The 24,933-nt window shown below is 42.8% G+C and carries 20 protein-coding genes and 5 tRNA genes; 4 read left to right on the top strand and 21 right to left on the bottom strand.

Features of this window, described 5'->3' with window-relative positions; translation table 11 throughout:
- Positions 1-129 precede the first annotated feature (129 nt).
- The 6 genes from csrA to F9Y84_RS02220 form a co-directional block, all read right to left on the bottom strand.
- A complete protein-coding gene (gene csrA, locus F9Y84_RS02245; protein ID WP_010375935.1) occupies positions 130-315 on the bottom strand; it encodes a carbon storage regulator CsrA in 186 nt (61 codons plus the stop codon).
- Between the two features lie 90 nt (positions 316-405).
- Entirely contained in the window at positions 406-1,629 is a 1,224-nt protein-coding gene (locus F9Y84_RS02240; RefSeq protein ID WP_125254023.1) for an aspartate kinase, read from the bottom strand.
- 7 nt (positions 1,630-1,636) lie between these two features.
- A complete protein-coding gene (gene alaS / locus F9Y84_RS02235; protein WP_128732227.1) occupies positions 1,637-4,240 on the bottom strand; it encodes an alanine--tRNA ligase in 2,604 nt (867 codons plus the stop codon).
- Between the two features lie 4 nt (positions 4,241-4,244).
- Entirely contained in the window at positions 4,245-4,733 is a 489-nt protein-coding gene (locus tag F9Y84_RS02230) for a regulatory protein RecX (RefSeq protein ID WP_125254025.1), read from the bottom strand.
- Entirely contained in the window at positions 4,733-5,530 is a 798-nt protein-coding gene (locus F9Y84_RS02225) for a BPSS1780 family membrane protein (protein WP_147389809.1), read from the bottom strand. The genes F9Y84_RS02230 and F9Y84_RS02225 overlap by 1 nt, the downstream gene beginning before the upstream one ends.
- A 261-nt stretch (positions 5,531-5,791) precedes the next feature.
- Entirely contained in the window at positions 5,792-6,418 is a 627-nt protein-coding gene (locus F9Y84_RS02220) for a GTP cyclohydrolase II (RefSeq protein ID WP_125254027.1), read from the bottom strand.
- A 162-nt stretch (positions 6,419-6,580) separates the two neighbouring features.
- Here F9Y84_RS02220 and F9Y84_RS02215 point away from each other — a divergent pair, with 162 nt between their 5' ends.
- From F9Y84_RS02215 to F9Y84_RS02205, 3 genes are read left to right on the top strand one after another with little or no spacing between them, the layout of a single operon-like run.
- Positions 6,581-7,801, top strand: coding sequence for a hypothetical protein (locus tag F9Y84_RS02215; protein ID WP_147389811.1), 1,221 nt, complete (start codon positions 6,581-6,583; stop codon positions 7,799-7,801).
- Positions 7,801-8,223 carry a type 2 periplasmic-binding domain-containing protein gene (locus tag F9Y84_RS02210; protein ID WP_125254029.1) on the top strand — a complete coding sequence of 141 codons (423 nt, stop codon included), beginning with the start codon at positions 7,801-7,803 and terminating at the stop codon, positions 8,221-8,223. Before F9Y84_RS02215 ends, F9Y84_RS02210 begins: the two co-directional genes overlap by 1 nt.
- A complete protein-coding gene (locus tag F9Y84_RS02205) occupies positions 8,216-9,802 on the top strand; it encodes a sensor domain-containing diguanylate cyclase (RefSeq protein WP_147389813.1) in 1,587 nt (528 codons plus the stop codon). Before F9Y84_RS02210 ends, F9Y84_RS02205 begins: the two co-directional genes overlap by 8 nt.
- A gap of 111 nt (positions 9,803-9,913) precedes the next feature.
- Here F9Y84_RS02205 and F9Y84_RS02200 read toward each other — a convergent pair whose 3' ends face one another.
- From F9Y84_RS02200 to F9Y84_RS02190, 3 genes are all read right to left on the bottom strand, one after another.
- Positions 9,914-11,725, bottom strand: coding sequence for a DUF3413 domain-containing protein (locus F9Y84_RS02200; protein ID WP_280177905.1), 1,812 nt, complete (start codon positions 11,723-11,725; stop codon positions 9,914-9,916).
- A gap of 256 nt (positions 11,726-11,981) precedes the next feature.
- On the bottom strand, positions 11,982-12,488 hold the full coding sequence (locus F9Y84_RS02195) for a DUF3087 domain-containing protein (protein WP_125254032.1): 507 nt from the start codon (positions 12,486-12,488) through the stop codon (positions 11,982-11,984).
- Positions 12,489-12,903: 415 nt separating this feature from the next.
- Entirely contained in the window at positions 12,904-14,280 is a 1,377-nt protein-coding gene (locus F9Y84_RS02190) for a Na+/H+ antiporter NhaC family protein (RefSeq protein ID WP_147389817.1), read from the bottom strand.
- Between the two features lie 212 nt (positions 14,281-14,492).
- Between F9Y84_RS02190 and F9Y84_RS02185 the strand changes: the two genes are divergently transcribed.
- Positions 14,493-15,341 carry a MurR/RpiR family transcriptional regulator gene (locus F9Y84_RS02185; protein ID WP_125254034.1) on the top strand — a complete coding sequence of 283 codons (849 nt, stop codon included), beginning with the start codon at positions 14,493-14,495 and terminating at the stop codon, positions 15,339-15,341.
- 54 nt (positions 15,342-15,395) lie between these two features.
- Here F9Y84_RS02185 and F9Y84_RS02180 read toward each other — a convergent pair whose 3' ends face one another.
- From F9Y84_RS02180 to xerD, 12 genes are all read right to left on the bottom strand, one after another.
- A complete protein-coding gene (locus F9Y84_RS02180) occupies positions 15,396-16,553 on the bottom strand; it encodes an exo-beta-N-acetylmuramidase NamZ family protein (RefSeq protein WP_147389819.1) in 1,158 nt (385 codons plus the stop codon).
- Positions 16,554-16,962: 409 nt separating this feature from the next.
- Positions 16,963-17,039: transfer RNA gene (locus F9Y84_RS02175), tRNA-Arg, on the bottom strand.
- A 53-nt stretch (positions 17,040-17,092) separates the two neighbouring features.
- Positions 17,093-17,169 (bottom strand) — tRNA-Arg (locus F9Y84_RS02170).
- A 136-nt stretch (positions 17,170-17,305) separates the two neighbouring features.
- Positions 17,306-17,382, bottom strand: a tRNA-Arg gene (locus F9Y84_RS02165).
- Between the two features lie 53 nt (positions 17,383-17,435).
- Positions 17,436-17,512, bottom strand: a tRNA-Arg gene (locus F9Y84_RS02160).
- A 22-nt stretch (positions 17,513-17,534) separates the two neighbouring features.
- A tRNA-Ser gene (locus tag F9Y84_RS02155) sits at positions 17,535-17,627 on the bottom strand.
- 119 nt (positions 17,628-17,746) lie between these two features.
- Positions 17,747-17,932: a hypothetical protein gene (locus tag F9Y84_RS02150; RefSeq protein WP_147391061.1), complete on the bottom strand. Its 186-nt coding sequence runs from the start codon at positions 17,930-17,932 to the stop codon at positions 17,747-17,749.
- Between the two features lie 529 nt (positions 17,933-18,461).
- On the bottom strand, positions 18,462-20,012 hold the full coding sequence (lysS, locus tag F9Y84_RS02145) for a lysine--tRNA ligase (protein ID WP_147391062.1): 1,551 nt from the start codon (positions 20,010-20,012) through the stop codon (positions 18,462-18,464).
- A 27-nt stretch (positions 20,013-20,039) separates the two neighbouring features.
- Positions 20,040-21,138, bottom strand: a protein-coding gene (gene prfB, locus F9Y84_RS02140) for a peptide chain release factor 2 (RefSeq protein ID WP_125250840.1) whose coding sequence is annotated in 2 segments (ribosomal slippage) — positions 20,040-21,062 and positions 21,064-21,138 — 1,098 coding nt in all. Because the reading frame shifts where the segments join, the coding sequence is not laid out codon by codon here.
- A gap of 177 nt (positions 21,139-21,315) precedes the next feature.
- The gene (gene recJ, locus F9Y84_RS02135) at positions 21,316-23,040 is read right to left on the bottom strand and encodes a single-stranded-DNA-specific exonuclease RecJ (RefSeq protein ID WP_147391063.1); all 1,725 of its coding nucleotides are present in this window, start codon (positions 23,038-23,040) and stop codon (positions 21,316-21,318) included.
- Between the two features lie 99 nt (positions 23,041-23,139).
- Positions 23,140-23,871, bottom strand: a complete 732-nt coding sequence (gene dsbC / locus F9Y84_RS02130; RefSeq protein ID WP_147391064.1) for a bifunctional protein-disulfide isomerase/oxidoreductase DsbC — start codon at positions 23,869-23,871, stop codon at positions 23,140-23,142.
- 97 nt (positions 23,872-23,968) lie between these two features.
- Positions 23,969-24,862 (bottom strand): site-specific tyrosine recombinase XerD, encoded by an 894-nt coding sequence (xerD, locus tag F9Y84_RS02125; protein WP_125250971.1) that lies wholly within the window; start codon positions 24,860-24,862, stop codon positions 23,969-23,971.
- Positions 24,863-24,933: the final 71 nt, after the last annotated feature.

The raw sequence follows: 24,933 nt of genomic DNA, 5'->3' as shown, positions 1-24,933 counted from the left end.
TTGCTATTCAGTTGTTCTAAATAAAATTTTTACGATGTTAACGTCAGGTTTACATCTTCAAATTGAGCAAGTATTAAGACAAACTAGGTATCAAGTCACCTTAACTCACATACTAATTCAATACCTTGATCACATATTGCCTGGGCTAGATTTCTCAGCCTGAATACGCATATAGATTTCTTCACGGTGTACTGAAACATCTTTAGGCGCGTTTACACCAATACGTACTTGGTTACCTTTAACACCTAGTACTGTTACAGTCACTTCATCACCAATCATCAGGGTTTCACCTACTCGACGAGTTAGTATTAGCATTCTCTTGCTCCTGTTATTCCAAAATTTAAAAGATTCCGCATCAAATCCATTTTAAATAAAACTTCCCAGAAAAGTAAGCAAAAACTTAGTTTACTCAGTACTTTCCAATTCGAACTTGGCATGTAATGCTCTCACTGCCAGTTCGAGATACTTCTCCTCTACAAGTGCTGAGATCTTTATCTCAGAGGTAGATACAAGTAGAGTGTGAATGCTTTCCTCGGCCAATGCCATAAAAAATAGACCGGCGACACCAGAGTGAGATTTCATCCCGATCCCAACCGCCGACACTTTTGCCACGTTAGCATTAACCTCCATTGTTGCACCACCAAAATTTTGTAGATGTGGAAGTAAAACTTCTTGTGCCAACACAGCATCATTAACCTGCACAGTAAAAGCATAGTCTATTTTTTTATCACTGTGGTTCAAATGGTTAATCATGTCAACTTCGATATTATATTCACCTAAAAGCGTGAGAATATTAGCCAAGTTGCTTACTTTTACGTCGATATTTTTAACTAAGATCAATACTTCATCTTTGACACTTGCTATCCCAGACACAATCTTAGTATTTTTCATCTTTGCTTCCTCATAGCTAATTAAAGTGCCATTATCAGGGGAAAATGATGACAGTACTCGCAGCGGTACATTGTATCTACCAGCCGCTTCAACAGAGCGGATCTGCAATACTTTTGCGCCAACGGACGCTAACTCCAGCATTTCAGAAAAAGTGATATGTGATAGCCGCTTTGCATGTGGCTCAATGCGTGGGTCGGTCGTATAAACACCATCAACGTCGGTATAAATCTGACATTCATCAGCCTGCAAAGCACCTGCAATTTCAACTGCTGAGGTGTCTGTACCGCCTCGCCCAAGCGTGGTGATATTACCTTCCTCGTCACGGCCTTGAAACCCAGCAATAATAGCAATCCGATTATGCTCTAGCTCTTGCCTTAAGCGCGTTGTATCTATCTGGGTAATTCGCGCTTTAGAAAACATATTGTCAGTTTTGATACCAACTTGATCCGCCAGTAAGCTAACCGCTGAGTGGCCTCGCTTAATAATAGCCATTGCCAATAGAGAAATTGAGACTTGTTCACCCGTCGTGATCAACACATCTAGTTCACGGGCGCTTGGACGTGCATCGATTTGTTGTGCAAGAGAAATTAGGCGGTTTGTCTCACCCGACATTGCAGACAATACGACCACCACTTGGTGGCCTTGTTGTTGTGTTTTAACCACGAGATCAGCGACTGCCTCGATACGCTCTATAGAACCTACCGAGGTGCCGCCAAACTTTTGTACAATCAGCGCCACTTGCTGATTACTGCGTTACTTCATTTAACCAATCAGAAACACTATTGAGTGCTGTGTCAAGGTTTTCTGGTTGTGAGCCTCCAGCTTGCGCCATATCAGGACGACCGCCTCCTTTACCACCAACCTGAGAAGCCATATGATTAACCAGTTCGCCAGCTTTAACCTGACCGACAAGATCTTTCGTTACACCTGCAATCAGGCTTACTTTTTCACCGTTCGCAACACCCAGTGCAATTACACCCGAGCCAATCTTGTTTTTCAGATCATCAACCATACCACGTAAGGCCTTAGACTCAGTGCCTGCAACATTAGCTACCAGTAACTTAATACCATTCACTTGAGTTACCGAGTCTAGTAGTGTTGCACCCGCAGCACTTGCAAGTTTGTCATTCAACTGTGCGACTTGCTTTTCAAGGCCTTTTGACTTTTCAAGCAGTGCCGTTACTTTTTCCAATACCGATGAGGTATCACCTTTAACTAACGCCGCAATTTCTGATAACACTTGCTCTTGTTCATTCACATAAGCAATAGCATCAGCACCAGTTACCGCTTCAATACGACGAACGCCAGCTGCAATACCACCTTCTGAAACTATCTTGAAGAGGCCAATATCACCTGCACGCTTCACGTGTGTACCACCGCAAAGTTCAATTGAGTATTCACCAATTGATACGACTCGAACTTCATCGTCGTACTTTTCACCAAAGAGCGCCATCGCCCCTTTGTCTTTTGCAGCATCAATATCCATCAGCTCCGTTTGCAGAGCAAAGTTACTACGGATCTCAGCATTCACGGCGTCTTCAACTTGTTGCAGCTGTGCTTTTGTCACACCTTCAAAATGCGAAAAGTCAAAGCGCAAACGATCAGGTAGTACCAACGAGCCCTTTTGAGTAACATGGTCGCCTAGTAAGTCGCGTAGTGCTTTATGTACCAAGTGTGTTGCTGTATGGTTTTTCTTCACTCGCTCACGACGCTCAGCGTCAATACGTGCATCCGCCTTGTCGTTGATACCAATACGGCCAACAATATGACCATGATGTGCAAAAGCATTACCTAATTTCTGGGTATCTGTTACGACAAATTCACCATTCGCCACTTTAAGTACACCAGTATCACCTACTTGGCCACCCGACTCAGCATAGAAAGGCGTACGATCAAGCACAACGACACCGTGCTCGCCATCTTCTAGCGTATTCGTGTGCTGACCTTCTTTGAAAATTTCAATCACAGTTCCAGTATAGTGCTCAGCATCATAGCCTTTAAAATCAGTGTGTTTTTCTGACTTGAGACGCTCATTGTAGTCAGCGCCAAATTTACCAGCTGCTTGTGCTTTTTTACGCTGCTCTTCCATACATGCTTGGAAACCACGCTCATCGATTGTCATAAAGCGTTCACGTGCCACATCTGCGGTCAAATCTGCGGGAAAGCCGTAGGTGTCATAAAGCTTAAACACCAAGTCACCAGGGATCACATCGCCTTCAATGCCTTCAAGATTTTCTTCTAAAATGGCAAGACCACGATCCAGAGTTTTACCAAACTGATCTTCTTCTATACGCAGTACTTTTTCGATGATAGCTTGTTGTTTAACTAGCTCCGGATAAGCTTCACCCATTTGCTCAGCCAGCGCAGCGACTAATTTGTAGAAGAATGCGCCCTTCGCGCCTAACTTGTTACCATGGCGAACCGCACGACGAATAATACGACGAAGCACATAACCACGGCCTTCGTTAGAGGGCATGACGCCATCTGCAATAAGGAATGCGCAAGAGCGAATATGGTCAGCAACAACTCGTAGTGATTTATCTTCTAAGTCCTGAGCATCCGTAACTTTTGCTGCGGCTTGGATGAGCGCTTGAAATAAATCGATTTCGTAGTTTGAATGTACACCTTGCATGATCGCTGAAATACGCTCTAAACCCATGCCGGTATCAACCGACTGCATTGGCAGCGGCTCCATTGAACCATCGGCATGACGGTTATATTGCATAAATACTAAGTTCCAGATCTCAATAAAGCGGTCACCATCTTCTTCAGGCGAGCCAGGAGGTCCCCCCCAAATGTGCTCACCATGATCATAGAAAATTTCCGAACATGGGCCACAAGGACCTGTGTCGCCCATTGACCAGAAGTTATCAGATGTCGCTATGCGGATAATGCGCTCTTCAGGCACTCCAACTTGCTTTGACCATATGTCAAATGCTTCGTCATCTTCGTGGTAAACCGTTACCAGTAGTTTTTCTTTCGGCAGCTTAATGACGTCCGTCAAAAATCCCCATGCGAACTTAATGGCATCCGTTTTAAAATAGTCACCAAAGCTAAAGTTACCTAGCATTTCGAAGAAAGTATGGTGTCTTGCGGTGTAACCCACGTTTTCAAGGTCATTATGTTTACCACCAGCACGAACACAACGTTGAGAGCTTGTTGCTCGTGTATATGCTCGTTTTTCAGCACCTAAAAAGGCATCTTTAAACTGCACCATACCGGCGTTAGTGAAAAGTAGTGTGGCATCGTTGCCCGGAATCAACGAGCTTGAAGGCACCACTTGGTGCTGTTGTTTAGCAAAGAAATCTAAGAAGCTTTGCCTAATTTGTGCGGTAGTCATATGCTGCATGTGATCATTCACCCTTTATTGCTTCTTGCTCTGCTGCGTTCATTGCAGCTTCAATTGCAAAATCTATTTCATCAAAACTAAAGCCACGATAGCTCATATACCGTACGCGCTTTGTTTTTTCTTTATATTCTAACGGTTGCTCGCAAACACCATACTTTTTTTGATAGGTTTTTGCAGCTTGCATGTACCAGTCAATTTCGCGTTCAGCGAACAACGCATGCAATGTATCGCGGCTAACTCCTTTTTGCCCGGCATCTAGTAAGATACGCTTTGCTCCAAGTCCTTTGGCTATTTGTCGATTCAAAAAGCTCTCTGCAAAGCGATGGTCATTAACATAGTCTAGTGACACAAGCCACGACACCAGTTGTTGAGCAACTTCTGCCGTCGCCCCTTTTTGCAGCAACTTTTGCGTCAACCCAGTTTGTGAATACTCTTGTCGAGATAACAACCAAACTGCGTAGTTTTTTAGTTTTTTTACTTCTAACTCGTCCATTACGCGTCGAAACGACCCGCATCAGATTGACCGTTACTTTTATGTGCCTCAAGTTCATTTTTATCAATAATTGTAGGCATAAACATAGCCTGAAATGACACAAAAAAGCCTATCATGGCCACGGGCATAATAATAATCGCTGGGATCATTGAAAGTGGAATAGACGCAACGATTAATGCGGCGATAACCAATCCAAAAACCGTCAACGCCCCCACGTTGTGATAGAAGGCTGCTAATGAGCATTTCATTGCATGGAAAATGCGCTTTTCGCCTTGGAAGAAAACTTGTGGCACAACAAAAGCAAATGCCATCATTACTGTGGACTGTGCGATCACAAATAGAGCCACTTCTAGAAAGTTCATGTTACTCGCTACCAACTGGATCAATTGCTCCGGTGAGGTATTTGGCCCTGCACTTTCTATGGCCGTTGCCACATCACTAAATAACACGCCAGCAACCATAGTTAGCAGCAGCGCCCCCGCCATCTGGTAAATACCAACACGAAATAAATTCAGACGTCGACCCTTTGCTGCAAATGGGTCAAAAATATCAGCAAGCTTTGCTGCTTTATTCGTTTGTTTGTTGATAACAGCAAGATAAAAGCCTGCGCTTAAAAAAGGCCCGGATAAGGCAGCGATAAGATGAAAAACTGGCGCAAACAGCGGCAATAAGCTGACAACTGCCATGAAGATATACATCAACATAAAAGTCAAAGGTTGAGTTTTAAAAATTTCCCAACCCGCTTTTACCCATTGGATGCCCATATTTGCTTTGAATGTTCGAATAGGAGTCGACATAGTCCACTTAATTTAAGCTATAACGTCCTTGATTATACTGATTAGAGGGTCTGGTGAAAAGTCATGTAAACAGGATTTGTCTGGGCTTTTTCGTAATCCCTAGGCTGCTTCGCACCCATCTTTCAAATTTATACGAAATTAAGTTTGGATTTAGCCAAGTGGAAAGCGCAGATAGTCACTTTGACCTTCAAGTGGTAAGCCGAGTAAGGCCGCCACCACATCAATACCAGTCATTGTTCAGAGAATAAGGGCAAAAAGCCCTTAGTCCGCTTTTGAAATTTTCTTGATATCTAACATATGAGCACCGTGTTGTATTTTAGTTTTTAAGTATTGCTCATTGCCGGATACTCCAACTTTAACATGGGCTTGTGTTCCAACGACCTCATCGACTGTAATACCAGCGTTTCTCAGTGCTTTTAACTTTTTTGGGTTATTTGTCATTAACTTAACGTGGTTTAGCCCAAGTGCTTGTAACATCAGCACCGCATCTGAAAAGTCCCTTAAGTCATCTTCAAAACCAAGATGATTATTGGCTTCATAGGTATTCATGCCTTGAGATTGCAAAACGTACGCATCAATTTTGTTGTATAAGCCAATACCGCGGCCTTCTTGACGTAAATACAGTAACACGCCTCCTTGTTTGTGCATCATTTCAATGCACTCATTCAGCTGTTCACCGCAATCGCAACGTGAAGAATGGAAGACATCACCAGTCAAGCACTCAGAGTGCATACGAATAAGGGGCACAGACTGATTGCTGTCAGCATTATTAAATACTAATGCAACATGTTCTTGGCCATCATGTAGCCCTGAAAAAGAAACTATTTCCGCAGGGATATTACTGTGCTGCCCTACGTTCAGCTCGACTCTCGCTCTTACTTCTGCCACGTCTTAATCTTGCCTAATGTGATAATATAACAATATGCTACCATAAAAGAGATATGGTGTCTTTACTGGCATTATACAAGGCTAAAGGTAACATCGCATTGGTAAATGGTAAAAATCAAACTAGTCTGAAAGGTAAGGAAGATAAACTCTCACACAAATTTTATGCGTTCAGTATTCGTATGCTTGTTGGCTTTCACACCATTAAGCCATAGTGCAAATGCCGACTTTAGCGGTTTTGCGACGCTTAAAGCGGTAAAAACAGACTCTCGCACGGCTAAAATTAGAGAAACAATCTCACAACCAAGCGGAGTAACGACAGATGAACTTGACTTTTCATTCTCTTCAATTGGCTTACAAGCCGAATGGAAAATAAACAGCTCATTTGATCTAGTCGGACAACTGCTAATCAAAGACCAACGCAATGATAAAATTAACAATACTCTGAAATTGGCTTTTTTACGCTACAGTGCAAGCTCAAATTGGCAGTTTCGTGCTGGACGTACCGGGCTCGATTTGTTTTTAATGACCGAGTATCGAGATATTGGTTACTCTATGGACTTGGAGCATCCGCCAGTTGAGTTTTACGCCATCATTCCTCACCAGAACTTGGATGGTATTGATCTTCAGTACCGCGCGCCACTGAGCCATGGTGTAGCAAGCATAAAAGCATATTGGGGAAGATCTGAGTCACCGCTTTACAGTGACAATGGCTTTTTTTGGAATGTGGAGCTCAAGTCTATCTTAGGCGTAGTGGCACAATATGAAACACTAAACTGGCTATTTAGAGCTAATTACACCACAACAAAGTCGGCTAATGAACACGAACAACAAGGCCAATTACGTGACGCCCTAGTCAAAGTGCCACTCTCATTTTGGCCTACTAAATCACAATTGATCGACTCTCTTTTTATACAAGATAAAGATTTTACTTATAACGCATTAAGCATGCGATATGATGATTCAAATTGGCTAGTACAAACTGAAGCCTCTCTCACCGACTCAAATTCAAGTGTCCTTAATCATCTCAAGGCAGGTTATATTACGGTAGGTAAGCGATTTGATTTGAATACGCTCTCAGTAAGTTATTCCATTGCCAAATCCGATAATAAAGAAGTAGAGCCAGGACCCACAGTACCGTTACCTGAGTTAGTAGAGTTGTATCAAGCAGCGTCAATGCACTCTGGATTTTACCAACTTGATCAAAGCACAACCTCTTTAACTTGGCGGCGCGAGCTCTCAGCAACACTGGCTTTAAAACTTAACTGGCAACACACCACAACCCACCGATTACCCAGCGCATTTTATTTACATCGAGCGGATCAGTTTGAGGAACCTGACCTTTCGTTTAACACCTTCACCTTAAGCTTTAATTGGGTGTTTTGATGAAAGAGCTGAGGTTTTTACTTTTACTTGTTAGTGTAAGCCCTTTATTTGCTCATGCTGATATTGCCGTTATCGTCAATAAAAGTAACCCGATAGATACCGTTTCACAGCGGCAACTTATTGATATGTACATGGGAAAATATGTAGCGTTTCCTAATGGGGAAATGGCGGTTACCTATGATTATGACAAATCTCACCCCATGAGAGAGCCATTCTTTTTTGCGCTTACAGGACGAAATGAAAGTCAAATCAATGCGTATTGGTCAAGGATCAAGTTTAGCGGTAAGGTATCTCCTCCTCAGTACTTTTCATCTCCTTCGGCTATACTAAAAAATATCGTAAAAACACCTAACGCCATAGGCTATATACCGATGGAGCTTGTGACTGATGATGTTAAGGTAATTTATCAGATCAATGACTAGATATGGATTGATTGTCCGACTAGCACTGGTGCTGGTCATATCAACATGCGTATTTTCGCTTTTATATGCCAAGCTATATCACGATCACATTTTCGAGCGTGAATTAGCGCGTTCCAGTACTATTATTGGACAAATCGGTCAAACGGTTTCGGCTTCTTCATCTATTGCTACGTATCTCAACGATAAGGATTTGGCAGTAGAGGTAATAAATGGCTTGATCAGTAACGATGTTATTTCCTCTGCTGCAATGAAAAGTGAGGAAAAATGGTTGGCACAAAGCGTGGGCTTTAAGACCGACAACGCGACTATCATCAAGCTCAACCATCCATTTCTGTTTAATGAAATTGTTGGTGAAATCTATATCCAGCCAAATTCCATATTTATTGAACAAAACGCCAGAGACATCGCTCGGTCCAGCGTCAAGACGTTAATGATCGTCATTATTCCTATTTTGGTCATTTTTACTATCCTGACACACTTTCTAGTCACCAAACCCCTGAGCATTTTGAATAAACAGATTGCCCAGGTCATTCCTGGTGCGCCACTCAAGCTGCAAATACCAAATGGCCATGACTCTAGCGAAATAGGTGATATTGCTAACAATACTAACCAGCTTATCGCGAAAACCGCCGCGATGTTTGAACAAGAACGTCGCCTCAGGGCTGACATAGAAGCACTGGAAAAACGCTTTCGACTTATGTTTGAGCGTTCTTCCTCGCCGACATTATTAGTGAAAGACAAAGGAGAGGTGCTCTTGGCCAATGACGCTGCTTGTGATCTGCTTGCCGGAATGGGAATTGATTTAGAAGAGTTTTTTCCTGAGAGCTTTGGCCGTTATTGCCAAACTCCAGATATACTATACACCTTTACTGAACATACGCTCGCCCTTAACCAGCCCACACAATCTGAGTTTGAATTTATCAATCCGCTCACAGAGCAACCCGTTTGGCTCAGCATCATTATGCTGCGTTTAGAAAGCAACGGACAACTTTATCTGCAAATTTTCCTCTCTGACATCACAATGAGAAAGACTGTTTTCCAAGAGCTGAATATAAAAGCGAACCGCGACAAGCTTACTGGGCTGTATAACCGTCACGGCGCTGAAATCAAGCTTAATGAATGGCTCAATGACGCCTTACCCTTTAGCCTATTTATCGTAGATTTAGATGAGTTTAAGCCGGTAAATGATATTTATGGCCATAATGCTGGGGATAAAATGTTAAGACATATAGCCAAGCAAATAACAAAGCGGGTTAGAGACAAAGATATTGTTTGCCGCTGGGGAGGGGATGAGTTTTTAATTGCCCTACACTGTGTCGAAAAAGAAAAATTACACCAAATTGCGGCAAATTTATTAGCAGCTATCAACACCGCAATGCTGTGGCAAATTAACGAGACTAAAAATATACATCTTAGTGTTGGCGCTAGTATTGGTGTTGCGAGTTACCCAAAAGATGCCAAAGAGCTGGGGCAACTTATTGAGTATGCAGATAAAGCCATGTACGCCGTAAAACGAGGTAAAAAAAATGCGTTTGCAGTTTATTCAATAGATGATGAGAATAATACTAATCTAACCTAAGTACAGGAGCATCAAGGTAGCCGGTAGACAGATACTAATTGATTAAAGCTCCCATCATACTTGGCTTTTAGAAAGGAAATTCCATTGAATTGGTATCAGATAGTTCAGTTCTTATTGGAAGTGTCGACTTTGCTCCAAGGCATGCTGTACATGCTTGTAGTTTGGAGCTTGCTCAGTTGGCCTGTTACTATGATCAAGTACCTCGTAAGTCCCCAATGTTGATACTTCTATAATCTGCTGCCTGTTGACAATGGCGTATTTGTTGTAACTACTCAATAACAACCATTCCCTTTCTTGGACGGGCTCTGTAAGACTCATGCCAAGTGCAAAGTCCTGTACCTCATTTTTTACCCCCAAATACGTTTTCATAATAGTAGGTGCTACATCTAGGTGGCTGGTTGTAGCACGGGATGTTTTCCAATGACGCCATTTTTCTACTTTTGGCCCTACTACAATAAAGGGGACCTTCACTTGAGGAGTTGAAAAGTTACTATTATGGCCCCAATAGTTCAGCTTGTTGTCATTTAATTCCTCACCATGATCTGAGGTAATAATTACCAACGTATTTTCTCTATTAATCTTCGCTAATACTGACGCAACTAAACTGTCCACAAAGTGAGTACTTGTTAAATAGCGATTATAAACTGGCTGTCTTTCGTAGTTATTGTGTAGCAACATATGGTTGATCGGACCATGCATTGGCTGAAATCCAGCTTGGTAGCCATCAGGCACAGCATACCCATGAATTGCATCGTAAAAGAGAAAGCTAAATGAGGGTTGCGCTGGCGTTTTGTTGTCATACCACGACAGCCAGTTTTTGGTTATTTGCCTATCCCTAGCCAATACATCATCACCCTCAGTGTGGGTTTGCAATCCATTTATATTAGAAAAAACGGTTTCGTTAAACTCAGGGCGGATCAGCTGCGCTGAAGAAAAAATACCAAATTGATAGTTTAATTCGCGCATTCTATCCATCCATAGCGGAGCGGCACGATTGTTGTAAATATCTTGCCAATAGGTTCCTGTTAAACTGTAAAATAAGCCAGTGATCCCAGTTCTAGTTGAGTTACCGGTCGAGAAGTGCTGCTCAAAGGTCAGGCCATGTTTGGCAAACGCCCAGATATTAGGAGTGGCACTTTTTGTAAAAGCATCGTAGCGCCAAGAGTCAAGTACAATAACGACAATATTAGGAGCAGTAACAGAGTCTGCCTCAAGCCGATGAAGCGGATAATTAAACTGCCCTTTTACCAAAGACATGCTTTTTTGTTGTGCAAGCGCTGCTTCATCTATTAACTCATATTGCCGCAAAAGTGTATTCGCGGTGGCTGGCTTAAAAAGCGGTAAGTACTTGCTGAATCCAGTAATTGGTTGGTATACGTTAGCACTTGCCCAAACGTGAATTGTGTTGCTTGCTAACACGGCGCAGCAGGTGGCTACAACATATTTTCGCCCCAGCCGCATACTCATTAGCCGTTTTGGTCTACTGCTCCACTTAACAAGTATGTATTGACACACAAATAAGAGGACAAAAATAACACTGGCTTGTATCCAAGCATGCACAGATAACTCAATCACCTGCCCTGCTAACAACATATCAATAATGACACCATTGATATGAAATTTGTATAGCTCGAAACACAGACTGTTGACTATTAGTAACGCAAAGAAAAAAGCATAAAAAGCTGAAAAACCGAGCGCCCTGCAACCTTCTGACTTAACCCAAACCAATGGCAATAGCACCAAACTAATAGCGCCTGTGAGCAATGCCATATGCCCCCATGTCGACACTGTAGCGTAGAAGAGAGTCAGGCCCTGGTAGCTATTCGGATTAGAATTAACAACATTTGCTGCTAGTAAGATAGAAAAAAGTGAGTTAATTAACACTAACCAACCAAATTGATGCAGTCTATGACGTAACGACACTACCCTACTCGTCCCACTAATAGAAAAAACGAGCAGTATATTATTCTCTTGACATATTAGTGTCACATTAAAAAATGTGAAAAATTGCAAACCTTACTTATCAAAGGTTTGCCTAGGATTTGTTTATCTTTCAGGTTTGTTTTTGCAGCAGTTTGGATTCACTTTAGCGCGTTTTGCTCATTGTTGCATAGGTTGCTAGGCGGCAAGTCGAGTGCCGCAACCAATAAAACACTCAAAAAACAAAGATCAACACACCTTAATATTTATCTAAAATAGACTCATGATAATTTTCTGCTCGAATTTCAACTTGGTACTTGCTAGCAAGTGCATCAAGTTCACTTTGCCATAGTGCTAAGTCATCCATCGTTATGGTGTTATCGTCAAGTTGCCAAAGCTGCCTTGAGCCTGCATAACTGTATTGAATCGCAGTCATTGCTTCCACCTCTCCGTTTGCTGCGGCTTGCTTTAGTTTAGACATCTTTCGTGTAATTTTATTGAGTGCCTGCTTCAAATCCCATACATAACTCACTTCGGTCATAAACGAATGGGATTTGTATTTTTTTAAGACACCAGCAATTATCAAACAGGCCACGACGACACCTGATAAGTTCCAATGGAAGTGGCTACCATCAGCATCTGGAAACAAATAGATAAGTAGCTGCGCTACGCCTAAACTAATCGCAGTCAATGCAATAACACATGCCACAATAACCTGATTTAAGTGCTTTCGATAACGGGCTTTATCTATCTCTATTAATGTCATAACTCACCACTCCCCTAAGTTTAACTCAAGACGCTACGTGCCTTTTCAACCCGCGCATTCTAAACCAAGGCATCACATCATACCAAGATTCATATCAACGAAATAAGAAATTTCCATCCTCTTGGTCATTGTTGATCGTTTTTCCTTTAACGATTTATTTTAAGGAGCAGCACCATGACAGCAAAAATGATATCAATTTGCCTAATTAGGTGGTCTATTTTGAGGCGAGAAAATTTTGTCGATAACCCCGCTACCTCGTCCTGCTATCGCCAAGGTACCTACATCCGCAGAGGGACAAATCATCGACATAGAAAGCATGGGACATAGCCGGATACCGGCTTGCCCCCCAGATGTCACTCACGCTAACTAAAATGAGGCTGGTATCAAAACAAAGTCATATAGCTGGAGCCTATAACTAGATCATAACGAAGCTTGCAATCATAAAGCAAACAATTGCAGCCCCTCCTCCTACTAGCGCATAAGGGAGCTGAGTTTTAACATGAGTGAGTAAATCACAGCCCGAGGCGAGTGCAGAAACTGCACTTGTATCAGAAATTGGTGAGCAGTGATCTCCAAATATACCTCCACTCAAAATAGCGCCTATCACTAAGGATGGTGGCAATCCTAACGTTTGGATCAAGGGCACACCTATCGGTATAAGTATTGCAAAAGTGCCCCAAGAAGTTCCTGTAGTAAACGACATTATCGCTCCTGTGATAAAAAGCACAGGTACGATTAAATACACAGGCAAATAGTCACCCACCAAAGATGCAACGAAAGTCCCTGTACCTAAGTCCTTCAGGCTTGCACCCAGCGTTAGAGAAAGGAGCACTATGCTAACAAGTGGGAGCAATTCTCCCATTCCTTTAAAACCGATATCCATTAATTGATGATGGTTAAATCTTTTACCGGCTAATAGCAGTATGTATGCGACTGTTACGGCTAATATTGTGGCGTAGAGCACAGACTTAGACCCACTTCCATTTGCCAACTCACCATTTCCGGTTACAAACATAAACCCAACCATACTTATGATCAGCGTCAATAATGGTATTAACATATAACGAGACTTGGTGGCTTGAGGGCCACTATCTAATTCAACAGATTGATGCTGGAGTTCCTGCTCAGCCTTTTTCATAGGGCCGTGGACTTTATCAAAGATAATTGTGTAAAACACAATTAAGAGTGCGATAATCGCGTAAAAGTTAAACATTACGCTACCCCATAAAATACTGACTGGAGATTGCGCCAACTCATAATTACTCAGCAAACCGAGAACATATGCTCCCCATCCATTTAATAAAATTAAAATACAAACAGGAGCGCTGGTACTATCAATAATGTAAGCTAAACGTGCTCTGCTCATGCTGAACCTGTCAAATAGTCCCCTAGCAACAATGCCTGACGTTAGTACGCTCATATTTGACTCTATAAATACGGCGGTACCTGTAAACATTGTCAACAGCCCAACTTGACGTTTACTTTTTGCAACCCCTCGGTTTAGTAGCATATTTACCGTGGCAGCAACTCCACCAGACTCTCGAATATAAGCCAGCAGTGCTCCAATCACGATACTGAAAATTAATATTCTACTATTACCTGCCGAAGTCGACACTTCAATAACACGCTCAACACTGCCAACAAAAGTAGCCCAAAGTAATGGCTGCTGGCCATTCATTGCCGACAGAAGCTCAGATGAAACTAGCGCTAATATCAGTGCGATGATGACTTCTTTACGCCAAAACACGACCACTATCGCGATCAAAGGTGGTAAAATTGAGTACCAAGCCATATAGTTTAGTCTACGAATTCAAAACACCTAGCTTAAGTTAAGCGGTTTAAAACACCAAGTCTTTATGAATAAATTAAATTTAAGTCAACATTTAACCCCAAAACTGGTACAATGAATGTGTTTTGTGCAATGATATTCCTTTTTGGTCTATCGTAACGTTACAATTGAACCTATAATATGGACAGATTAATTTAGTTCGGATTGAGTATCGCATGTCTACATTTGTCAAAATCAAAGCTCTTCGTCCATCGCTATCAAATAGTGAAGCTAAGCTCGCTGACTTTACCTTGAACTCGGGCGATAAAATCCGTGCGCTTTCTTCTGTTGAGCTGGCGCGTGAAGCTGGTGTTAGCCAATCTAGCGTCGTGAAATTTGCTCAAAAGTTAGGTTACAAAGGGTTTCCTGCTTTTAAATTAGCCGTGGTGGATGCACTTAACGAGCAAGCAGATACAAGCTTGCCAATTGATGAGCTAATTTCCAGCAACGATTCTATTGAGTTAATTGCAGATAAATTACAACTAAAACAGCAAAATGTTATCTCAGAGACTCGGAAATTAAATTCAGCTAAACAGTTTGAATGCGCAATTCAGCTGGTAAAAAACGCCAGAAAAGTAATAGTTTGTGCGCTGGGCAGCACCTTTACGATGGCACAAGATTTAACATGGAAATTACAAAAACTAGGGATCCCAGCCATTGCACAAGTTGATGAGATCAGTGCTTCTAGCTTTATCGCTACAATGGGAAAAGATGATCTACTGATAGTTATTAGTAATACAGGTACAAGTAAAAGCTTGTTAACGCTAACGAATCAAGCACTAGACAATGATTGTAAGTGTTTGGCTATTTCAAGATATGGCAACCATGCACTAGCCGAAATGGCGGACGCCACGCTGTACTGCATTAACGAAGGAGAGCCGCTTAAGCACTCAGGTATGTTATCACGTACTTCACAAGCTTATCTTATAGATGTATTGTTTACATCGCTGGCACAGTCGAACCTTCACTGGCAAAAACGCGTTGATAAAGCAAACGAAAACATGCAGGTATTGCGCAGCGAGTAATGATGTTTTACGGCAGGCTACCTGCCGTGTTTTAGTCGTTTTCAACCAAGTCGCTCACCGTGGGTACAACAAGTACTGTTCTCGTAGCTTTATAAAACGCTGAACATCCTGCTGCCACAGTGTGCGGATCTCTGAGGCAGTCAACCCTGCCTCCATGGCCTTGCGGACTTTGTCTGTTCCTGCTAATTTGTCCATAAAGCTCGGGGATTGAAAAAACTCCACTCCCTCATGGCTGAATTGCTGATAGGCAGCAATAAACCAAGTTAAATCAAATCCTCTCACTGAACTGTCCCTTAAATCTTCACCATAAGCAATCACACCATTTAGTTTTGGGTTAGAGGCCGCACCGATGACAGGCTTAGGGGTAAAATTAAACTTTCCTAGTTTAGGGTTTGAATGGCCAAATACTTGAAACGGAAAGTCTGTGCCTCTTCCTACCGAAACTGGGGTCGCTTCAAAAAAGCAGAGCGAAGGATATAGATAAATAGCGCGTTGATTAGGTAAATTAGGACTTGGCGGTATTGGGGTTTTGTATTGGGTTGCACTACTGTATTGCAGCATAGAAACCACGCGAAGGCGCAATTTATTGTTACTTACCAACCAGCCTTCTCCATTAATCATCAAGGCAAGCTCCCCTACCGTCATACCATGTAGTACTGGGATCGGGTGCATGCCCACAAATGACCGAAACGGCTTTTCTAATACTGGGCCATCTATATAGTTCAGATTTGGGTTTGGCCTATCAAACACCCAAAACTCAATACCAATATCTGATGCTGCTTCCATCGCGAGGTGCATGGTGCTGATATAAGTATAAAATCGTACACCGACATCTTGAATATCAAAAATAAGAATATCGATGTCCTTAAGCTGATCAGCTTTTGGCTTTTTATTCTTGCCATAAAGCGAGATGATTGGCAGTCCGGTTTTCACATCTCTTTCGTCTTCAACTTGCGCGCCTGCATCTTGGTTTCCACGAAAGCCATGCTCTGGGGCAAATACTTTCTTAACATCAACACCTTGTTTTATTAAAAAGTCTACAAGATGATGATCTGCGACTCGGGAGGTTTGATTTACAATGAGTCCCACTCGTTTGCCTTTCAAAGCAGATAAGTAGTCTTCAGCTCGCTCAGCACCTAAGGTAAGCGCATTGAGGCTGAATGATAAGAAACCAAAAATTAAGATCACCAACGTGATGAATGACTGAAACATAGAAGCTACTGAGAATTTAGACAATATTATCAACTCAACGATAAATGAAAAGGCATTCATTTTCAAAGGTTTCCGAAATGTCCAGGCACAAAAAACCGACTTACGTCGGCTTGTGTATCTCTTTATTTTACCTCTTGAGGGAAATGACAGACGCAGGACGTACTTTGTGGGGAGTGAACCTCCGACCGCTTGAACCTCCGTATGGCGATGAGGACGGTGAGATTAAAGATCGCAGGGTAAACCTGCTCCTACACTGTATATTCAGGCACAAAAAAACCGACTTACGTCGGCCTATGTATCTCTTTATTTTACCACTTGAGGAAAGTGATGAACACAGGACATATTTTATGAAGGTGAACCTCCGACTTCCTGTTTCTTACCTTTATTTTTTAACCACCTAAAGAAAAAATGGCGGACGCAGGAGGATTCGAACCTCCGACCGCCTGGTTCGTAGCCAGGTACTCTATCCAGCTGAGCTATGCGTCCGTTTTGAATGTATAGTTTTCCAACTTCTTTATTTTTTACCACTTAAAGAAACGTGGCGGACGCAGGAGGATTCGAACCTCCGACCGCCTGGTTCGTAGCCAGGTACTCTATCCAGCTGAGCTATGCGTCCGTTTTGAATGTATAGTTTTCCAACTTCTTTATTTTTTACCACTTAAATAAGAGTGGCGGATGCAGGGCGTATTTTGTGAAGGTGAACCTCCGACTTCCTGTTTCCTACCTTTATTTTTTACCACCTAAAGAGAAAGTGGCGGACGCAGGAGGATTCGAACCTCCGACCGCCTGGTTCGTAGCCAGGTACTCTATCCAGCTGAGCTATGCGTCCGTTTTGAATGTATAGTTTTCCAACTTCTTTATTTTTTACCACTTAAAGAAAAGTGGCGGACGCAGGAGGATTCGAACCTCCGACCGCCTGGTTCGTAGCCAGGTACTCTATCCAGCTGAGCTATGCGTCCGTACAAGATAACCATTATAAAATGGCGGAGGGGGAGGGATTCGAACCCTCGATAGGGCTACAAACCCTATACTCCCTTAGCAGGGGAGCGCCTTCAGCCACTCGGCCACCTCTCCGTCTTGTGGGGCGTATAATATAGGTTAGAAAAAATATGTCAAATACTTTTCTTGTAAAAAAGCACTGAATGGTGATAGATTGTGCAGTCTGCCTAGTTACTCAGCACTAACGCCAAATTTTACTCATTTTGTAGAGAGTTAGAGTCATTCAACTTGGTTTCACCTAAACGTTTTTGGCTGAATGTTTCATCTAAAAGTGCTTCTTGATAACCTAGCTGTTGAAACTCAGCAATACAGGCTCGATAATACATTATTCTCGCTTGCTCGTGTTCGTCGTCAGCATCAATATGTTCGTGGCGGTTCATTTTATTTCCCTTCGTCCGAAACCAAGCGTACCTAATAGCCATCCAATTTTTACAGTTAACTTCTATCTTAATTTTTTGGCAGTTGCTTACTAAACAAAGCTGACAGCTCAATTAAGTGTCTCGGTATTATTATTGTGAAGTATTCTCAAACTTGAAGAAGGTTAGTTAATAAAGCTAGATAATCAAGTATCAAATAAGGAACTGCATTATAGACTGAGTGAATGCTCACATAGCCCTACAATACCAATTCGACTTAATTAGTGAGCGATTTTTATGCAAGAAGATCTAGTTCATAACCGCTGCTAGGGAACCAGCTATTATCCCAAGTTTAGGTTATTTAGTTGTTCTCATTAAGAAACTTTTAACGCCGTTAGCGTCAGATTTACGTCTTCAAATTGAGCAAGTTTCAAGGCCAACAAGTATAGAGGGCATGATGCTTTGAATACGCAATACGCTTTTTCTCACACAAATAACAGAAAAGCGCCATAAGGCGCTTTTCTTAATGTAGCTTCAAATGACTTGAAAGTACTTATTGCTCAGCTTGTACTTCTGGACGCATATGTGGGAACAAAATAACGTCTTTGATAGTCGGTGAGTCTGTGAACAACATCACTAGGCGATCGATACCAATCCCCTCACCTGCTGTTGGCGGTAAACCATGCTCTAGCGCACGGATATAATCCGCATCGTAGTGCATTGCTTCATCGTCACCTGCATCTTTTTCTTCCACTTGGCGAGCAAAGCGCGCAGCTTGATCTTCAGCATCATTAAGCTCAGAGAAACCATTCGCCAGCTCACGACCGCCAACAAAGAACTCAAAACGGTCAGTAATGAATGGATTTTCGTCATTACGACGCGCAAGTGGAGACACTTCCCACGGGTATTCAGTGATGAACGTCGGTTGGATAAGTCTATGTTCAGCAACTTCCTCGAAGATTTCACATAAGAACTTACCTGGACCCCATACACATTTTTCAGGGATCTTAACGTGTACTTTCTTCGCGTAAGCTTTCAGTGCTTCAAAGTGGTTTTCTGGATCTTTGAAGATTTCAGCTTGCGCTTCAGCATCAGGGCCATACTGTAAAATAGCATCAGCCATTGATAAGCGCTGGAATGGGCTGCCAAAGTCATACTCAATTGTCTCGGTCACTTCGCCTTCAGCATTCTTCACGGTATTAATTACCGTTGTGGTGCCTAATACGTCTTGTGCAACGGTACGTAGCATGTCTTCAGTTAGGTTCATCAAATCATTGTAATCCGCGTATGCTTGATAAAACTCAATCATCGTGAATTCAGGATTGTGACGTGTAGATAAACCTTCGTTACGGAAGTTACGGTTGATTTCGAATACGCGCTCAAAACCACCAACCACTAGGCGCTTAAGGTATAGCTCAGGTGCGATACGTAGGTACATATCGATATCTAATGCGTTGTGATGGGTTACAAATGGACGTGCAGATGCACCACCAGGAATTACCTGTAGCATCGGTGTTTCCACTTCCATAAAGTCACGATCCGCTAAGAAACGGCGAATACCTTCAATCACTTTAGAGCGAATACGGAAAGTTTCACGCGTATCCATGTTAGTGATTAAATCAACATAACGCTGACGATATTTCGCTTCTTGATCTGTCAGACCGTGGAACTTTTCAGGCAGTGGACGTAACGACTTAGTCAGTAGCTCATACTCAACCATGTCTACATATAAATCGCCTTTACCTGACTTATGAAGCGGACCTTTAACGCCAACGATATCGCCGATGTCTAACTGGCCATACTTTTCTTTTAGGTCTTTCTGTACGTCTTTTGAAGCATAAGCCTGAATGCGACCTTTCATATCTTGTAATACTAAGAAAGGACCACGTTTTGCAAGCAGACGACCGGCAACTGAAACATGATGGTCAAGCTCTACAAGTTCTTCTTTCGATTTATCACCAAACTTAGCTTGTAGATCTTGCGTGTAGTCTTCACGGCGGAATGAGTTCGGGTGGCCATTTGCAGGGCAATTCTCACGGATCGCATCTAGCTTGCCACGACGCTCAGCAATAAGTTTATTTTCGTCTTGATTGTGATCTGTCATTGTTTAGCTCTTAGTTTAGCTTGTGGATTAAAGGCCTGATTTCAGGCTTGCTTCGATAAATTTATCTAAATCACCGTCTAATACGGCTTGGGTATTGCGGTTCTCAATACCAGTGCGCAAATCTTTGATACGTGAATCATCAAGCACGTATGAACGGATTTGGCTGCCCCAACCAATGTCAGATTTTGCATCTTCTTGGGCTTGCTTTTCAGCATTTTGCTTTTGCAGTTCAAGTTCAAACAATTTCGCCTTTAACTGCTTCATCGCTTGATCTTTGTTTTTATGCTGCGAGCGGTCATTTTGACACTGTACAACGGTATTCGTTGGTAAGTGTGTAATACGTACCGCCGATTCTGTACGGTTAACGTGCTGACCACCAGCGCCCGATGCACGATATACATCGATACGAAGATCTGCGGGGTTAATATCAATCTCGATATTATCGTCAATTTCTGGGTAAACGAATACAGAGGCAAATGAAGTGTGACGACGACCGCCTGAATCAAAAGGACTCTTACGTACTAAGCGGTGTACACCAGTCTCAGTGCGCAGCCAACCATAGGCATACTCACCACTCACCTTCACGGTTGCACCCTTAATACCGGCAACATCGCCATCTGTTGCTTCAACGATTTCAGCTTTAAAGCCTTTCGCTTCAGCCCAGCGTAAATACATACGAAGCAACATGTTACACCAATCTTGTGCTTCGGTGCCGCCGGAACCTGACTGTAAGTCGATATACGCATCGTTGGCATCTTGATCGCCCGAGAACATCCGACGAAACTCTAGTTTTTCCAGTTGCTCAACAAGGCCGTTAACTTCTTGTTCTGCTTCAGTGAAGGTTTCTTCATCTTCAGCTTCCACAGCAAGCTCAACCAAACCTTCTGCATCATCAGCGCCGGCTACAAGGTTGTCGATGGTTTCAACAATGACTTCTAGGTTTGATTTCTCTTTGCCCAGTGCTTGGGCTCTTTCCGGCTCATTCCATACAGCAGGATCTTCTAATTCGGCATTAACTTCTTCTAAACGCTCTTGCTTTAGAGCGTAGTCAAAGATACCCCCTAAGAAGCTCTGTACGCTCGCGAATTTCCTTGATTTGGTTAATCACAGGATTCACTTCAAACATTTACCATTACTCCAGAACTAAATTTGTGGGTTTGTGAATTCACAAACAAGCCTGACAATCTGCCAGGCTCTAGATTTAAGCGACCAATAGTATCAAATAATAACCGCGCTTAGCATCCCTTAAAGGGAGAATTTTCGTAGTTTTTCTAAAACGCCGCTGACGACGTGCTTACTAACTCTACTGTGCTTGAAGCTCACGAACAATGAGCTGTAAATTATATTTACCACGAAACTCATTAATATCGAGTTGGTAAGCAAACAAGGCGTGGGTTGCTTGGTGATTTGGCCAAGCCCGAACGTCAACATTAAACGCTATTGCATCAACCAAACGACCAGAGCGGTGCTTAAGCACAAGTTTTAGGTGCTTTTCGCCAACAATGCGCTGCTGCACCAACTCAAATACATCCTGAAATACAGGCTCGCTAAATTGTTGTCCCCATGGACCTGCCTGTTGTAATTCAAAAGCAAAATCCATGGTGAAGCAATCACCTGGTAATTCTCCATCGGTCAAGAGAATGCTTTGTTTTGCTTCTTCAGTCAGGGTTGCACTGACTCGTTGCTCAAATATCCTCTTAAAATTGGCAAATTCAGCTTCTTGAATAGTCAGCCCCGCCGCCATCGCATGACCGCCAAACTTTATAATTAAATCCGGATGCTGGGTATTGATTGACTCAAGCAGGTCACGCATATGCAGGCCTTCAATGGAACGACACGACCCTTTGATCTCACCATTGTCGCCTTGTGCAAAAATAATACATGGACGATGATATTTTTCTTTTAGGCGTCCAGCCAGAATACCTATTACCCCTTGATGCCAATCATCTTGATATAAACACAAGGCGTCTGGCACGGCTTGGCTTTTCAATACTAGCCGTTCCAATACCGCTTGCGCTTCTTGCTGCATGCTTTGCTCTATTTCACGACGTTCAATATTCAAACTATCGAGTTCAGACGCAATACGGCGTGCTTGATTAATATCTTTTGACAACAAACAGGCGATCCCTAAACTCATATCATCAAGGCGACCTGCTGCATTTAACCTTGGAGCCAAAGCAAAACCAAAGTCACTGGCGCTCAGCCTTGCAATATTTCGATTCGCAACTTCAATCAAGGCTTGGATCCCAGGCCTTGTTTGACCACTACGGATCCGTGCAAGCCCTTGGTGTACCAGCGTACGATTATTCGCATCCAGCGCCACCACATCAGCAACGGTACCTAACGCGACAATATCAAGTAAAGAAGCTAGGTTAGGTATTGGTTTATTTTGCTCAGTAAAATAATTTTGCAAGCGCAAGTAATGTCGTAGCGCGATTAAGAGATAAAAAGCAACCCCCACTCCGGCGATAGATTTTGATGGAAACTCACAATCAAGGCGATTAGGGTTTACGATTGCATCGGCGTTCGGCAGGACATCACCTTGTAAATGATGATCGGTAACAATAACTTTAATGCCCGCTTGCTTGACAATTTCTACACCACGAATGCAAGAAATACCGTTATCAACTGTTATCACTAAGTCGGGGCTAAGCGATACAATTTGCTCAGCTAAAGCAGGGCTTAATCCATATCCCAAACTAAATCGGTCTGGTACAAGGTAGTCGACATGCAAAAAGCCAAACTGCGCTAACCCCTCCATCAATACCGCTGTACTGGTAGCACCGTCGGCATCAAAATCCCCTACAATGAGTATTTTTGCTTGCTCTGCGAGCGCTTGCGCTAAGATTTGGCTTGCCAGTTCAATGTCTTTGAACAGCTTAAAGTCGTGTAGCGTTGCCGCACTATTATCTAACTCAAAAGCTGCTTTCACCCCTCTTGCGGCATAAAGCTGCTTGATCACCGGATGTAACGATGATGGTAAATGACTGTCGTCAACCCGCTCTCTCGGTTTAATTTCTGTATACATAACCTTTCACAAACAAAAAAGGCCATAATGGCCTTTTGTATTTTTTATTTCGCTATTTTACCGAGTTCTTGTCGTGAACTCCATCGCTGCGTAGAAGCCTTAAGACTTAGGGCTTTGTGCGTCTAGCATCTGTGAAATTGCAGCAGCTGGTTGATAGCCTGGGATCATAGAACCGTCTTCAAGAATGATGGCAGGCGTGCCCGAAATACCAAAGCTCTGACCTAGTTGATAATGCTCAGCAACTGGGGCTTGACAGTTTTCAACTACTTTTACTTCGCCTCCAGCCTTGGCATCTGTTAAGGCTGCTGCAGCATCTTTGGCACACCAAACATTTCTGAGGTCTTCATAGCCCGAGCCACGTAAGCCACCACGTGGAAAAGCTAAATATTTTACCGTGATCCCTGCTGCTAGATACTCCTCTAACTCACGGTGGAGTTTACGGCAGTAGCCACAGGTAATGTCGGTAAATATAGTGATCTGATGCTTCTCGTTTTCTGCCTTATAGACAATCATTGAATCTTCATATTCAGCAATGCCCTGCTTGCGCACGCCACTTAACGCATCCTCAGTGATATTTCGACGGTTATCAAGGTCGATCATCGTGCCCTGGATTAAATATTTTCCGTCAGCACTTGAGTACAACACTCCTTTATCAGTGATCACCGTCTTCAAGCCCGCAAGCGGGCTATCTTTAATCTCTTTCACCGCAATTCCTAAACCACTAAATTGCGCAGTAATTGGATCAACACTGGTAGTTACTTGATTTTCCGTTTGCTCGGCAAATGCACCGAAGCTTAATGCCAGTGATGCGGCGATAATTAATTTTTTCATGTTATTCTCTCTAAACCTTTTATGACAGGAGACGCACTCCTTGTTGCTACCCACTATGACCGGAGTAACCTGTAAATAATTCCCAAGTAACAAAAATTTAAGCTCTTGGATGATGCTGCTGGTGTAAAGTTTTGAGGCGTTCACTGGCAACATGCGTGTAAATTTGAGTCGTTGACAAGTCACTGTGGCCAAGCATCATTTGAACAACGCGCAGGTCGGCACCATGGTTTAGTAAATGTGTTGCAAAAGCATGGCGTAACGTATGTGGCGATAACGGCGACTTTACGTCTGCCAAAATAGCATAGTGTTTAATTCGATGCCAAAAAGTTTGTCGTGTCATACCGATACCGCGCTTTGATGGAAACACAAAATCGGTCGCATGCTTAATCATCAACCCCCGACCTTTTTTAAGAAATTGTTCTAACCAGTGCAATGCTTCTTCCCCCATCGGGACTAAACGTTCTTTATTACCTTTACCCCGCACAAGTACCACAGCTTGTCGCATATTGACCTGCTCCATCCTTAGCCCCACCAGCTCAGTCACTCGCAGCCCTGTGGCATAAAGGAGCTCGAGCATCGCTTTATCTCGTAGGCCCATAGGGTCTTCACAGTCTGGAGCATTTAACAGTGCCTCTACCTCTGCTTCACTAAGGGTTTTTGGCAATGATGGCGTTGTTTTAGGCTGCGCAATAGTATCTAGTGGCGATTGACTGATTTTTTTTTCACGTACCCAGTATAAATAAAATCGTTTTAATGCGCTGATCGCCCTTGCGCTACTTTTCGCTTTTAGGCCTTTATCAACACGATAAGCAAGATAAGCTTCAATGTCTTGAGACGAAACGGCTAATAACGATGTACTCACCTTTTCTTTGGTTATGAACAAAAGAAACTTTTCTAAATCGCTGCGGTAGGCACTAATCGTATTTTCGCTTAGTCCTTGCTCCAAAAAAAGCGCATCGAGGAAGGCTTCAATCAATTGGGTGTCGGACATCTCAAATGGGTATGGTTGGTGTTCGCTCACTGGGCACCTGTATTAATTCGCTACGTCATGATGTAAACTTG

It is taken from the genome of Pseudoalteromonas peptidolytica, assembly GCF_012641745.1.
GTDB lineage: Bacteria > Pseudomonadota > Gammaproteobacteria > Enterobacterales > Alteromonadaceae > Pseudoalteromonas > Pseudoalteromonas peptidolytica.
The sequence above is the reverse complement of the archived record's forward strand: the minus strand, read 5'-3'. Positions and strand labels throughout refer to the sequence as shown.

Bases quoted from the DNA above. Each gene is read 5' to 3' on its own strand.
- csrA (WP_010375935.1), bottom strand. From the start codon at position 315: ATGCTAATACTAACTCGTCGAGTAGGTGAAACCCTGATGATTGGTGAT.
- alaS (WP_128732227.1), bottom strand. From the start codon at position 4,240: ATGCAGCATATGACTACCGCACAAATTAGGCAAAGCTTCTTAGATTTC.
- F9Y84_RS02230 (WP_125254025.1), bottom strand. From the start codon at position 4,733: ATGGACGAGTTAGAAGTAAAAAAACTAAAAAACTACGCAGTTTGGTTG.
- F9Y84_RS02225 (WP_147389809.1), bottom strand. From the start codon at position 5,530: ATGTCGACTCCTATTCGAACATTCAAAGCAAATATGGGCATCCAATGG.
- F9Y84_RS02215 (WP_147389811.1), top strand. From the start codon at position 6,581: ATGCGTTCAGTATTCGTATGCTTGTTGGCTTTCACACCATTAAGCCAT.
- F9Y84_RS02210 (WP_125254029.1), top strand. From the start codon at position 7,801: ATGAAAGAGCTGAGGTTTTTACTTTTACTTGTTAGTGTAAGCCCTTTA.
- F9Y84_RS02205 (WP_147389813.1), top strand. From the start codon at position 8,216: ATGACTAGATATGGATTGATTGTCCGACTAGCACTGGTGCTGGTCATA.
- F9Y84_RS02195 (WP_125254032.1), bottom strand. From the start codon at position 12,488: ATGACATTAATAGAGATAGATAAAGCCCGTTATCGAAAGCACTTAAAT.
- F9Y84_RS02190 (WP_147389817.1), bottom strand. From the start codon at position 14,280: ATGGCTTGGTACTCAATTTTACCACCTTTGATCGCGATAGTGGTCGTG.
- F9Y84_RS02185 (WP_125254034.1), top strand. From the start codon at position 14,493: ATGTCTACATTTGTCAAAATCAAAGCTCTTCGTCCATCGCTATCAAAT.
- F9Y84_RS02180 (WP_147389819.1), bottom strand. From the start codon at position 16,553: ATGTTTCAGTCATTCATCACGTTGGTGATCTTAATTTTTGGTTTCTTA.
- F9Y84_RS02150 (WP_147391061.1), bottom strand. From the start codon at position 17,932: ATGAACCGCCACGAACATATTGATGCTGACGACGAACACGAGCAAGCG.
- lysS (WP_147391062.1), bottom strand. From the start codon at position 20,012: ATGACAGATCACAATCAAGACGAAAATAAACTTATTGCTGAGCGTCGT.
- recJ (WP_147391063.1), bottom strand. From the start codon at position 23,040: ATGTATACAGAAATTAAACCGAGAGAGCGGGTTGACGACAGTCATTTA.
- dsbC (WP_147391064.1), bottom strand. From the start codon at position 23,871: ATGAAAAAATTAATTATCGCCGCATCACTGGCATTAAGCTTCGGTGCA.
- xerD (WP_125250971.1), bottom strand. From the start codon at position 24,862: ATGTCCGACACCCAATTGATTGAAGCCTTCCTCGATGCGCTTTTTTTG.